General features: G+C 64.5%; 10 protein-coding genes. 4 read left to right on the forward strand and 6 right to left on the reverse strand.

The genetic code is table 11. From position 1 onward, the window contains the following. Positions 1 to 49: 49 nt before the first annotated feature. Positions 50 to 901 carry a LysR family transcriptional regulator gene (locus QCE69_RS27100; protein WP_309817753.1) on the forward strand — a complete coding sequence of 284 codons (852 nt, stop codon included), beginning with the start codon at positions 50 to 52 and terminating at the stop codon, positions 899 to 901. On the opposite strand, the gene QCE69_RS27105 is transcribed toward QCE69_RS27100, so the two are convergent. The 3 genes from QCE69_RS27105 to QCE69_RS27115 all read right to left on the reverse strand — a co-directional run bounded on the left by QCE69_RS27105 (position 879) and on the right by QCE69_RS27115 (position 3,169). Further along, positions 879 to 1,940, reverse strand: a complete 1,062-nt coding sequence (locus QCE69_RS27105; RefSeq protein WP_309933985.1) for a phytoene/squalene synthase family protein — start codon at positions 1,938 to 1,940, stop codon at positions 879 to 881. The genes QCE69_RS27100 and QCE69_RS27105 overlap by 23 nt on opposite strands. A 72-nt stretch (positions 1,941 to 2,012) precedes the next feature. After that, on the reverse strand, positions 2,013 to 2,939 hold the full coding sequence (gene galU / locus QCE69_RS27110; protein ID WP_309924989.1) for a UTP--glucose-1-phosphate uridylyltransferase GalU: 927 nt from the start codon (positions 2,937 to 2,939) through the stop codon (positions 2,013 to 2,015). A 77-nt stretch (positions 2,940 to 3,016) separates the two neighbouring features. Further along, a complete protein-coding gene (locus QCE69_RS27115; protein WP_309817768.1) occupies positions 3,017 to 3,169 on the reverse strand; it encodes a hypothetical protein in 153 nt (50 codons plus the stop codon). Positions 3,170 to 3,321: 152 nt separating this feature from the next. Here QCE69_RS27115 and QCE69_RS27120 point away from each other — a divergent pair, with 152 nt between their 5' ends. After that, the gene (locus tag QCE69_RS27120) at positions 3,322 to 4,461 is read left to right on the forward strand and encodes an acyltransferase (protein WP_309933987.1); all 1,140 of its coding nucleotides are present in this window, start codon (positions 3,322 to 3,324) and stop codon (positions 4,459 to 4,461) included. A gap of 1 nt (position 4,462) precedes the next feature. Here QCE69_RS27120 and QCE69_RS27125 read toward each other — a convergent pair whose 3' ends face one another. Genes QCE69_RS27125 through QCE69_RS27135 form a run of 3 tightly spaced genes read right to left on the reverse strand, consistent with a single transcriptional unit; the run spans position 4,463 to position 10,659 of the window. Further along, positions 4,463 to 6,922, reverse strand: coding sequence for a glycosyltransferase family 4 protein (locus QCE69_RS27125; protein WP_309933989.1), 2,460 nt, complete (start codon positions 6,920 to 6,922; stop codon positions 4,463 to 4,465). Further along, positions 6,919 to 8,406: an oligosaccharide flippase family protein gene (locus QCE69_RS27130; protein WP_409021242.1), complete on the reverse strand. Its 1,488-nt coding sequence runs from the start codon at positions 8,404 to 8,406 to the stop codon at positions 6,919 to 6,921. Before QCE69_RS27130 ends, QCE69_RS27125 begins: the two co-directional genes overlap by 4 nt. Positions 8,407 to 8,436: 30 nt before the next feature. Further along, positions 8,437 to 10,659, reverse strand: a complete 2,223-nt coding sequence (locus tag QCE69_RS27135; protein WP_409021236.1) for a hypothetical protein — start codon at positions 10,657 to 10,659, stop codon at positions 8,437 to 8,439. A gap of 250 nt (positions 10,660 to 10,909) precedes the next feature. Between QCE69_RS27135 and gmd the strand changes: the two genes are divergently transcribed. Together gmd and QCE69_RS27145 are read left to right on the forward strand one after the other, a co-directional pair. After that, entirely contained in the window at positions 10,910 to 11,953 is a 1,044-nt protein-coding gene (gmd, locus tag QCE69_RS27140) for a GDP-mannose 4,6-dehydratase (protein ID WP_309817780.1), read from the forward strand. 6 nt (positions 11,954 to 11,959) lie between these two features. Then, positions 11,960 to 12,877 (forward strand): GDP-mannose 4,6-dehydratase, encoded by a 918-nt coding sequence (locus QCE69_RS27145; RefSeq protein ID WP_309933994.1) that lies wholly within the window; start codon positions 11,960 to 11,962, stop codon positions 12,875 to 12,877. Positions 12,878 to 12,881 lie beyond the last annotated feature (4 nt).

Raw genomic sequence — 12,881 nt, forward strand, 5'->3', positions numbered from 1 at the left:
TAATCTTGATAGAATCGTTCAGATTTTCTGATACCGAGCCTGTCCGACCATGAAAGCACTCGACCTCGATGTCCTTGCGATGATCGTCGCCGTGGCCGATACCGGCAACATCAGCCGCGCGGCGGAACTCGTGCATCGTTCGCAATCGGCGGTGAGCATGCAGATCAAGACGCTGGAAACCGCGCTTGGCAAGCCGCTGTTCGTGCGCAAGCCGCGCAGCGTCGTGCCCACGCAGGACGGCGAGGTGCTGCTCACCTACGCGCGCCGCATGATCGCGCTGCGCGACGAGGCGTGGGCGGCCGTCGTGCGGCCAGACGTGACGGGGCGCGTGGTGATCGGCGTGCCGGACGATTACGCGTCGTCGCTTTTCCCGCCCATTCTGAAGAAATTTTCCGCCACCTATCCGAAGGTCGAGATCCAGGTGGTCGGCCTGCCGAGCGTCGCCCTTGCGCCGATGGTGAAGGACGGTTCGGTGGATCTCGTCTGCGCGACGCGGGTCAAGGGACTGTCCGGCGACTTCGTGCGTCACGAGCCGATGGTCTGGGCCGCCGCGCCCGGCGCCACGGACATCTGGAAGGAACGCCCGCTGCCCATCGCGGTGTTCCTGCCGGGCAGCGTCGCGCGGGAGAACGCGATCCGCAGCCTGGAGCATGCGCGCATCGGCTATCGCACGTCGTATGAGAGTCCGAGCCTGCTCGGTCTGCTGACGATGGCCGAAGCCGGCCTCGCCGTGACGCCGCTCGCGAAATGCGCGGTGCCCGCTCACTTCACGCTGCTCGGGCCGCCGCAAGGTTTGCCGGATATCGGCACGCTGGAAGTGGTGCTGGCGAGAAGCGCGGCGTCGAGACGACCGCCGTGCGACTTTCTCGCCGAACGCATCATGGCCGACTTGCGGCGCTGATGCGCGCTTCTATCGCTTGCATGCGCTTCGTGCTCCAGTTGCGCAGCGCCGCGTCCGATACCACCATTGGCAGCGAAGCCGCGATGATGCGATAGACATCGTTGCGGCGCACCTTCGAGATGCGCGCGGGATCGAGCCATGCGTGGTTCTCCGCGAGCAGCACCAGCGTATCGAGGCCGATCATGATCGGCCACAGGCAGGCCAGCCGCAAACGTACGGCGCCCGGCGCAATGGCCAGCGTGTAATCGACGGCGTCCTGGTACAACGCCAGCGAAGTGCGCAGCAGCTCGAACAGCACGGGCCGTGCGCGCACCGACGCCTGCGGGTCCAGCAGATCATGCGGCGCGAGGCCATGACGCGCGAGCATCGTTGCAGGCAGATAGCAGCGTCCGATGCGCAGGTCGCGCGCGCAATCGCGCAGCACGTTGGTCATCTGCAAGGCCTTGCCGAAGCGCACGCCGAGCGCCAGCATGGTGTCGAGCGGCGCCTGAAGCTTGCCCGGCTGATGCGCCGCCGTCATGCGCGTCCAGAATTCACCCACGCACCCCGCTACCAGATACGTATAGCGGTCCAGTTCGTCGAACTCCTTCAGCGCGGCGATCTGCCCGGACGTCTCGTCGGGAAACGTGCGCAGGTCGAATTCCATGCCGGTGCTGAGCGTCGTCACGATGTCGCGCACCGCCGCGCCGTCCCGCGCATCCAGTTGCGGCAGGATCGCCAGCGCCGCGCCGAGCGCTTCGAGCAATGCGCGCTCGTCCGGCTGCGCCTGCTGCCGCGCCACTTCGCCGGCAATCCCCGCGAGCGCGCCGTCATCGGCAGCGCCGTTCACCTGTGCGCGCAACGACAGCAAGAGTTCGAGGCGGCGTTGCGGCGAGATCAGCGAGGTATCGGCGATGGTGTCCGCCGCGCGCGCCAGCAGATACGCGAGCCCGATGGGATCGCGCATGCCGGCGGGCAGGATGCGCAGCGTCAGGTAGAACGAGCGCGACACACTCTTGAGTAGCGGACCGAGCAGGACGGTCCGGGATGAACGGTTCATGAGGCAATGGACGGAAAGACCCGCCGCATTGTATCCGTCCCGACCGGATCGTGAGTCGGTACGCCCCTCACCTCATGTCGACAAAGCCTCCGGCTCGCTGCTTTCCTCCCCGATCAACTCCGGCATCAACGCCCATACTTCCGCGCGCAGATACTGCTCGAAGTCCTTGCGCACTTCGGGATGCTGCAACGCGAACTGGATCGTCGCCTTGAGATAGCCGAGCTTGCTGCCGCAGTCGAAACGCGTGCCGAAATAGCGATACGCGAGCACCTGTTCCTCGCCGAGCAGCGCGCCGATGGCGTCGGTCAGCTGAATCTCGCCGCCCGCATTGGGCCGTGTCTCGCGCAGATGCCGGAAGATGCTCGGCATCAGCACATAGCGTCCGACCACGCCGAGATTCGACGGCGCGAGCGCCGGCTGCGGCTTCTCGACGATGCTCGACATCTTGATGACATCCTCTTCCCATTCGCGCCCTTCGATCACGCCATACGAAGCGCTGTCCTCGCGCGCGATGCGTTCCACGCCGATCACCGAGCTGTGATAGTGATCGAAGACGTCGACGAGCTGCTTCATCACCGGCTGCGGCGCGTGCAGCAGGTCATCGGCGAGCATCACGGCGAAGGGCTGCTGGCCGACGAGCCGTTCCGCGCACAACACCGCGTGACCGAGACCGAGCGCGGACGGCTGGCGCACATAGAAGCAATCGACGTTCGCCGGCTTGATGCTGCGCACGGCGTCGAGCAGGGCTTCCTTGTTGCGTGCCTCGAGTTCGGCTTCAAGTTCATAGGACTTGTCGAAGTGATCTTCGATGGCGCGCTTGCCGCGGCCGGTGACGAAAATCATCTCCGTGATCCCGGCGGCGACGGCCTCTTCCACCGCGTATTGAATCAGCGGCTTGTCGACCACCGGCAGCATTTCCTTGGGACTGGCCTTGGTCGCGGGCAAGAAGCGTGTGCCGAGACCCGCGACAGGAAATACGGCCTTGGTCACCTTGAGCATGAGTCTTTCCTCCAGATCGAAACCCGTGATTGAGATGTCCCCGGACCCGGTGGTCCGCTGCAGCGCTCGGGCGGCGCTTATTCCGCGTCGTCCATCTGAGGCGCCGGGACGCGATTCGAGCCGCGCTTGCGCAACGGGCTCAGGGGGTCGTTGCGCAGTGCGTCCCGATAGGCCGAGGCGGCCACCAGCACGAGCAGCACCGCCACGCCGGCAATCGCATGCATATCCATGATCCGCATCCATTCGACGTTAGACAGGCATCGACCGTAACAGAAAAAAATCGATAAAAAATGAGCGCCCGTGCCGCGAATTATTTCGTTATTCGTGCCATTTCTGCTGCCCTAAGATCGACGCATTCTTTTCTCGCGCGACCTTCCACTCCATGAGCGATTCTTCTCTCTTCACGCCCGCTGCCGCACGTCATGAAGGCCTCCTGTCGGACAGCCAGGATGTCGCCATCGACGCATGGCGCGGCGCGGCGGCCTTGCTCGTTGCGTACTTTCATTGCCGGCAGGTAACGTGGATCGGCATGCAGCAATTTCATCGCAGCCTGCATGGCCTCGACGCGAATGCACTCATCAGCTATCTGACCTTCCCGATTGCCTGGGGCTCGGCGGGCGTGCCGGTGTTCTTCGTCATCAGCGGCTATTGCATCCATCGCGCGATGGCCCGCAAGCTGATCGCCGACCCGCTCGCTCCCTTCGATAGCCGCAACTTCCTGCTGCGTCGTTTCGTCCGCATCTATCCGGTGCTGATCGCCGCGCTGCTGCTGACGCTCGCGCTCGATTCGCTGAGCAGCACGTTCCTGCCTGTCAGCCACAAGATCAATCCCTTCGACCTGAGCGCGTTTCTCGTCAATCTGTTTTCGTTGCAGGGCATCGCGGGGAAGACCTTCGGGTCGAACGGCGCGCTCTGGACGCTTTCAGTGGAGGTGCAGTTCTATCTCGTATATCCGATGCTGATCGCGCTGCGGCGGCGCATCGGCATGGGCGGCGTGATGGCGGGCGTCGGCGTCATCAACGTGCTGTCGGCGCTGGTTTTCGAGCCGCGCGGCATCGTCGTGTTCACGTCCTACTGGTTCGCGTGGATGCTCGGCGCATGGATCGCGGAAGCGAAAGCGCGCGGAATCGAAGCGCGGCCGCGCATGGGAATGCTGGCCGGCGTGCTCACACTGGCCGGATGCGGCGCATTCAGCCTCGCGCAATATGCGGCGTTCCAGTTGTGGGCATTCGCCTTCGCCGTCTACCTGCACGGCGCGCTGGATACGCCGATGCGCGCATCGCCCGTGGTCCGCTTCCTGTCCTGGCTGGGCACGTTCAGCTTCTCGCTGTATGTCGTGCATCTGCCCATTTTCGTGCTGCTGGGATCGGTGCTGTTCAGGTCCGCGCTACAGACCGACATCTGGGCTTCGTTCGGCTTCACTGCCGTTGCGGTGTGCGTGGCGCTGGTCTTCCATGCCGCCGTGGAGAAGCCCGCGATGGCGTGGTCAGCGGCGCTGCGGCGCACGCGCCGCAGGCGCTGACTCAACCGCGTTTGCGCGAACGCTCCGCGACATCGACGAGAATCTTCTCCACGCTCTCGACATAGCGCTCGGTGCCGAAGCGGCTCGTCGCATTCTCATAACCTTGCTCGACAAGTCGCTCGCGCAACGGCTGATTCTTTCTCAGACGGTCGAGAATGCGCGCCAGCTCGGAGGCGTCGCCGGGTGAACAGAGAATGCCGTTCTCGCCGTCCTCGACGATATCCATCACGCCGCCTGCTCGCGTCGCCACGACGGGCCGCTTCGACAGCATCCCTTCGATGATCACGCGCCCGAACGGCTCCGCCATGATCGAGGTATGCGTGACCACGTCCACCGCTTTCATGCAGGCGGCGATATCGTCCTGGAAGCCGAGGAAATGCACGCGGTCCTGCAAGCCATGCTCGTCCACATAGGCGCGCAATTCGGTTTCATAGGCGTCTTCACCGAACAAGGCCGCGCCGACCAGCACCGCATGCATGTCCGGCGACTCCAGCAGCGCCTCCAGCAGCACATGCTGACCCTTCCAGCGCGCGAGCCGGCTGAAGCAGCCGACCAGGAACGCATCGCGCGGCAAGCCGAAACGCGCGCGCAGTTCGTGTTGCGCGACGGCTTCGATATCCGTGAACGGTTCGGCCGAGATGCCGTTGAACACGACATCGAGCCGTTCCTCGCGCAACCGCGTCAGTGCCGTGACGGCGGCGGCCGATGCGGTCGAATTGGCGATCACGTGTTCCAGCATCAGCTTGGTGCACCACTTGATGACCGCTAGTTGCGTGCGGCCGAAGTGTTCCTCGCTGACGATGTCGCGCAGATGCCAGACCACCGGTCTGCGCGAGATCAGTCCCGCAATCGCGCCGATGACCATCGCGCGCTGCGTGTTCACGTAGATCACGTCGGCGTTGCGCGAGCGTTCCAGCGTGCCGCGCAACAGCTTCAGCATGCCGCCCAGCATGTTCATCCCAGGCCGCGCCTTGCCGTCCTTGCGCATGCCGTCGAGCGACTTGCCGTCGAGCACGTCCACTTTCACGCCGACCGCTTCCAGCGCGATGCGGAACGGGCCATCGTCGAACAGGACGGTCTGCACGTCGCCGCGCATGTTCTTCACGACTTCGAGCATCGACAACTCCGCGCCGCCCAGCGCCCCGCTCTGGTCGACGGCGAGCACTTTCAAGCCCGCTTGCTGCATCTCGTCGATGGCAGGCGGCTCGGGCGCCTCCTCCACCGGCAGCGGCGGCAGCACGAACTGCGGCGCGATCCGCGAGATATGCGCATGCAATGCCTCGCGGAAGCGACTGTTCGAAAAACGCTCGGCGTTCGCGCGGCAATCGGCGGGATTGAAGGTGAGCGCGCCGCTGTCGAAGGCATCGATGGCGTCGATGATCGCCTGCGGCGTCTGGCTGTTGAAGAACAGTCCGGTGGGCCGTTCGTGCGAGGCATCGAGCACCGTTTCCAGCGCGCCGCCCTTGCCGTACGCGATCACCGGCGTGCCGCACGCCTGCGCTTCCACGACCGAAATCCCGAAGTCCTCTTCGGCTGCGAACACGAAGGCTTTCGCGCGGCGCATCCGGTCATGCAGCACGGCGAACGGCTGATAGCCCATGATCTCCACATTGGGCGTCGCCTTGGCGCGGATCTTCGCCATGTCCGGGCCTTCGCCGATCACGACCAGCTTGCGCCCCGGCATGCGCGCGAACGCTTCCACGATGAGATCGATTTTCTTGTACGGCACCATGCGCGAGGCGGTCAGATAGAAATCTTCCTTCTGCTCGCACACTTCGAACGAGGCCACATCCACGGGCGGAAAGATGACCTTGGACGTACGCCGATACACCTTGTGAATCCGCCGCGCAATGAAATCCGAATTGGCGATGAAGTGATTCACCGAATTCGACGTGCGGATATCCCAGTTGCGCATGTAGTGCAGGATCAACCGCGCGAACAGTGACTTCGCGCCCGCCGTCAGATTGGATTGCTTGAGGTATTGGTGTTGCAGGTCCCACGCATAGCGGATCGGCGAATGCACGTAGCTCACATGCACCTGGTCGGGTCCGGTCAGCACGCCTTTCGCCACGGCGTGGCTGCTGGAAATGACGAGGTCGTATCCGGAGAGGTCGAGCTGTTCGATCGCGAGCGGCATCAGCGGGAGATAGGCGCGATAGCGCGTCCGGGCGAACGGCAGCTTCTGGATGAACGACGTCGCCGCCTGCTTGCCGCGCAGGAAAGAGCGGTCTTCGAGAAAGTCCACGACGCTGAAGATGTCCGCTTCCGGAAAGCACGCGATGATCTGTTCCAGCACGCGTTCCGCTCCGGCATACGTGACGAGCCAGTCATGCACGATCGCCACGCGCGGCATGCCGGGCTGGCGTGTCACGGCGCGCGGTTGCGGCGCGGGACCGTCATCGCGCAGGAAGTGACGTGTCTTTGCGCGTCCGACAAACGCGTCTTCGAATTCAGTGCTCATGCGTCACGCCTCGCTTTCAGAGGTGAAGGGGTCCTGCCGATGAACTTGCCCGCCAGGGTCAGCGCCAGCGCACGCAACGAAGGACGTGTCGCCACGGACCATGCTGCGTTGACCAAGGCGAAGAGCGCCGCTGCCGTGACGGCCTGGAGGGGATGCGCCATTGCATCGATTGCGCTGCCGACGGCAAGCGCGACGAGCAGAAACGCGAGATGCGCAAGCATGTCGAGCGCGATGGGCCGCGCGCGAATCCGCGACATCCAGAGCAGGACCGCATAGTCCGCGAGCGCGCGCACTGCGACCACGCTTGCTGCGCCCACCGGCCCGTAGCGTTCGATGCCGAACCAGAGCAAGCCGACGAAGAACGGCAATTGCGCCAGTCCCGCACGCGCGGCCTTGGCGGGATCGACCTGTGACTGAATCAGGATGCGCGTCACGCCCGCCTGTCCGACGAGCCACACGGCGATCACGAGAATGCGGCCCACCGGCGCGCTCTCCACGGCGAGGTCCGCGCCGATCCACAGATGCAGGAACGGTTCGAGCACGAGCATCGCGAACAGCGCGAGCGGTGTGAACACGCCGTTCAGGAAGGTGAGCGACGTCGCGGCCATGCCGTTCGCGTCGCTTCGATCGATGGCCGAAAGACGCGGGAACAGCGTGCGCACCATCGCGTTGGGCAGCATGTTCAGGCGCGTGACGAGGTTTTGCGGCACCGTGTAATACGTGACGAAGCGCGCGCCGAGATGCGCGCCGAGCAGCACGCGGTCGAGCGAATCGGTGAGCATCGTGGTGATCGACGACACGAGCATCCAGCCGCCGAAGCGGAACAGGCCGCCCGCGACCTGGCGCGTCGGCCATTCGATGCGGCGGATATCGAGCAGCCTGAGACTCGCGCGGGCGAGCAGCAGCGCCGCAAGCAGACGCGCGACGACCGCGGCCGCGATCACGGTCTGCAGGTTCGGCGCGATCCACCACGCCGCGCCCAGCGGCAAGAGCTGAAACAGGAAGGTGCCGAAAGTCTGGTTCGCGTTATAGACGCCGAAGCGTTCCATCGCGTTGATGGCGCCCGCAAAAACCCAGGAGACGTTCGCGAGCGGTATCGCGAGTGCAAGCCACGGCAACGCGCGATACACCTCCTGCTGCAACGCCGGCGCGGAGTGCGCGACATAGGCCGTATAGGCGAAGGCGCCGGTGTAGATCGCCACGCCGCCGAGTACGCCGGTCGCGAAGTTGAGCCATACAGCGCTCCATAACACGCGCGTGCGCTGCGCGACATCGCCGGCCGCCTGCGCCTTCGCGATCTGATGTTGCGCGGCCATGCTCATGCCGAGATCGAGAATGCTGAAATAGCCGATCAGCGTCCATACGAGACTGATGACGCCATAACGCTCGACGCCCACGAGCCGGATATACGCGGGCACCGTCGCGAGCGACACGAAGGTCGGCAGGATCAACCCGATGAAGTTGATTCCCACGTTGCGCACCATGCTTCTTTCCATTCGTCGTTCCTCGCGCGTTCAGCTTGACGGGGTCCAGCGGTACATCGTCACCTTGCCGCGCGCATCCTCTTCGACGAACACGAGGTATTCGCCGTTGCCGCGCCGGTGTGCGCTGATGCCGTTGGGCACGTCCACCCAGCCGGATGCCCGGCCCACTTCCGGCCCGGGCCGGATGACGCCTGCTTCCTTGCCGGAGTCCTTGTCGTACACGTGCACCTCGCCGACCGGTTCCACCGCGAAGACGTACTGCCCCTCCACGGTCACGCCGATGACCGTCGCCAGCGGTTTCGCCTGCGTGTCCCACGGCAGGTCGATCGCATAGCGCAGGCGCGCGCCATTCGACCAGTTGTCGTAGCGCACCAGACGACGGCCCACTTCCTTCCAGTAACGGCGGTCGAAGGGCGCGTCGGCCGTGTAGCCGGTGAGGTACATGGTGTCGGTCGCGGCGTCGTATACGGCACGGCGCAATTCGGTGAACGGCGCCGGCACCGGATAGGTCTGCATGCGCGCGTAGTCGTAGATGGGATTGCCGTGCGCATCGAGGCCGCCGAAGCGGATGCGGTGAATGCCCTTCACATCGCTGGTGCGCCAGATGTCGCCCTTCGTATCGACCCACCAGCCCCATCCGCCGGTAATGCGCGCGGTGCCCGGATTGCGCTGGAATTCGCCGGCCTCGAAGCGGCCATCGCCATCGAGATCGCGCCAGATCCATTCGCCGCCTTCCGGCCGGTTCGGCACGTTCTGCACCGGACGCGGCCGCCCCGCGATGAAGCCCGAAGGAATCGCCAGTTCGCCGTCGCGTTTCGCGTCGAAGCGATAGATCTTCAGGTGATCCGCGTACATGTCCGTCAGGTACAGGAAGGTGCGGCCTTCGAGCCGGCGCGCGATCGGCAGGCCGGGCCATTGATCGACGTGGAACACCGGATCGTCGGGATACTTGAAGCGGCCCGACAGGAAGCCCGCGTAGCGCCATTCCTGTCCCGGCGGCTTTGACAGGTCCAGCTCGAAGCGCTTGTTGCCCGTGTACACGCTGTCGGGCCGGGCGGGATCGATCCACGCGCCATCGACGAACAGCAGACCTTGCATCTGCCAGCGCAATGCACCGGCCGGGGAATAGCTTTCGAGCGTCGCGCCGAGACCCGCGCCGATGCTGCCGTCGCGCGCACCGATGCCGTTGCCCGACACATAGACGTTGCCCGACGCATCCACGCCCACGCCCGTCAGGCCGTTGAAGCGCTGCGGTCCCGGCTTGCCGGGCACGCCTGAAAAAATGCCGCCGCGTTCGCCCAGCGTGCCGGTTTCGCGATACGCGCCGCCCTGCTTCGAGAACAACAGCACTTGCTGACGCGGGCCGTTGTCGGCGACGAGCAGACGGCCTTGACGGTCGAGCGCGATATCGACGGCGATCGTCTCGTCGGCGAGGTGCGGTGCGTCGTCCAGCAATGCACCCGAAGCACTGAAATGCGCGATCCGCGGATGCACGCCGAGACTCTCGACGATGCCCCACAGCGAGCCGTCCTGCGCCAGCGCGATGCGTCCCGGCTGCGGCGCGCTCCATTGCGACTTCGGTTGCATGGAGCGCGCGTCGTAGCGCTCAATACGATCCCGCGCCGTATTGGCCACATACAAGAGCGCATCGTTCGCCGCCAGCCCGCCGATGTCGCCACGCGCGGCATCGTCCGTGGTGTCGGCGATCTTCAGGAAGCTGCGCGCGAGCGTCGCGGCCGGGTCGTCGGCGCTCACGAGCGCTTTGTCCGCATCGGGCGCGCCATCGAAGGGCATGGCGCGTTTCGGATCGTCGATGTCACGCCGCGACACGCCAATCCAGTGCCGGCCCGCAGGCGGCCACACACCCGACCTGACGAGCCGACCTTTTTCGTTACCTACGCCCACCGCGACGAACACGCTGTGCGCATTCACCGCCACCGCGTTGCCGCCGGATGCGCCCCAGCCATGCGTGCCGCCCGCATACGAGAGCATCTTGCCGTCGCGATACACGCTTGCTTCGGCACCGCTTTCGTCCCACGGCGAATTGGTGAACACGCGGCCGTCGGGCGCGACGGCAATCGCGGTGATATTGATCTGCGTCCAGGTGCCGTCGCCGAAGCCGGAGGTATTGCCGATCCACGACGTCCTGGCGTCGAGCACGCGCGGCGCCGCGGCCGCCGCGTACGATCCCGCCAGTGCGGACGCGACGCAGAGGACCGTGCAGATCAGTTTCGACGACACAATGCGCGGCAATCTTCCCTCCCCTGAGCACGGTCTGGACGACCCGTTTGGACGACTGGAGGTTAGAGGCCAAATAAAGCTAAAAAAACGAAAATATTGTCTGCACGGTGAGGCCTTCTTTAATCGCTCCCGCGTCGTGCCACGTTCAAAAAAGATCTCGCGCATTAAAAAAAGCGCGCATGCCGGAAATGAAAATCCCGCGGATATTTTTTCGATTTCTTTTCCCTAGAATCGGCTCATGACATCTTCAGGAGCGGAACTCATGGCCTCGCAGCTCAAAGCGATCATCACCGGCGTGTCAGGACAGGACGGCGCGTATCTCGCCAAGCTTCTGCTCGACAAGGGATACGAAGTGGTCGGCACGTATCGCCGCACGAGTTCGGTGAACTTCTGGCGCATCGCCGAACTCGGTATCGACCGTCATCCGAAACTGAGCCTCGTCGAACACGACCTGACCGATCTCGGCTCCAACCTGCGGCTGCTCGAAACGGCCGAAGCCAGCGAGTTGTATAACCTCGCCGCGCAGAGCTTCGTCGGCGTGTCCTTCGATCAGCCGTCGACGACAGCGGGCGTCACCGGTCTCGGCGCGCTCAATCTGCTGGAAGCGATCCGCGTGATCGATCCGAAGATCCGCTATTACCAGGCCTCCACGTCGGAAATGTTCGGTAAGGTGCAGGCCATTCCCCAATGCGAGGAAACACCGTTCTATCCGCGCAGCCCGTACGGCGTCGCCAAGCTGTTTGCGCACTGGACCACCATCAATTACCGCGAGTCGTATGGCATCTTTGGTTGCAGCGGCATCCTGTTCAATCACGAGTCGCCGTTGCGCGGCCGTGAGTTCGTGACCCGCAAGATCACCGATACCGTCGCGAAGATCCGCCTCGGCAAGGAAGAACTGCTCGAACTCGGCAATCTCGATGCGAAGCGCGACTGGGGCTTCGCGGCCGAATATGTCGAGGGCATGTGGCGCATGTTGCAGGCCAGCGACCCCGATACCTATGTGCTCGCGACCAACCGCACCGAGACCGTGCGCGACTTCGTGCGCATGGCGTTCGGCGCGGCGGGCTATCAGCTGGAGTGGGCGGGCAAGGGCGAACGCGAGCGCGGCATCGATGTCGCCACCGGCCGCACGCTGGTGCGGGTGAATCCGAAGTTCTATCGCCCGGCTGAAGTGGATCTGCTGATCGGCAGCGCGGACAAGGCGCGGGAGAAGCTCGGCTGGCAGCCGAAGACCACGCTGGAGGAACTGTGCAGGATGATGACCGAGGCGGATCTGAAGCGCAACGAAACCCAGCCCGGCTTCTGACGCGCCATGGCAAGACGCGCACTCATCACCGGCCTCAACGGCTTCACCGGCCGGCACATGGCCGCCGTTCTGACGCAGTCGGGCCATGACGTCTGGGGCACGGTCACGTCCTCTCCTGAGGACGACGTGCCGAACGCTGTCGGCATATCCGTCGATCTGCTCGACATGGAGGCGCTCAAGTCCTTCGTCGCCGATGCCCGTCCGGATGTGGTCGTGCATCTGGCCGCCGCCGCCCATGTCACGGCCAATGCGCCGGGCAAGACGTATATGGTGAACATCGTCGGCACGCGCAATCTGCTTGCCGCGCTCAGCACGCTCGACAAGAAACCGCGCGCCGTGTTGCTCGCGAGCACCGCGAACGTGTACGGCAATGCGGCCGTCGAGACCATCGACGAAGAAGTGCCCATCCAGCCCGCCAACGACTACGCCGTCAGCAAGCTGGCGATGGAGCACGCGGCCCGGCTCTGGCTCGACCGCCTGCCGCTGGTCTTCGTCAGGCCGTTCAACTACACGGGCGTTGGGCAGAGCGAGGACTATGTGCTGCCGAAGATCGTCGGGCATCATGCGCGGCGGGAGGCGCGCATCTCGCTCGGCAATCTCCACGTGAGCCGCGATTTCTCGGATGTGCGGGATGTCGTCGCGACTTACGCGAAGCTGCTCGACGCCGCTCCGGCAGGCCAGACCTTCAACGTCTGCTCCGGCCGCAGCCATTCGCTCGGCGAGATGTTGCAGATGCTCGCGCGCATCGCGGGCTATGAGATCGACGTGTTCGTCGATCCGCGCTTCATGCGGCGCAATGAGATTGCGCGGCTGGTCGGTTCGAATCGCAGGCTGCGGCAGGTGATCGGCCAGGTGCCGCATACGCCCATTCATGACACGCTCGAATGGATGTACGACTCGATGAGCGCACAAGTCGCGGCTTAGTGGG

Source organism: Caballeronia sp. LZ032 (assembly GCF_031451315.1).
In the GTDB taxonomy this organism is placed as follows: domain Bacteria; phylum Pseudomonadota; class Gammaproteobacteria; order Burkholderiales; family Burkholderiaceae; genus Caballeronia.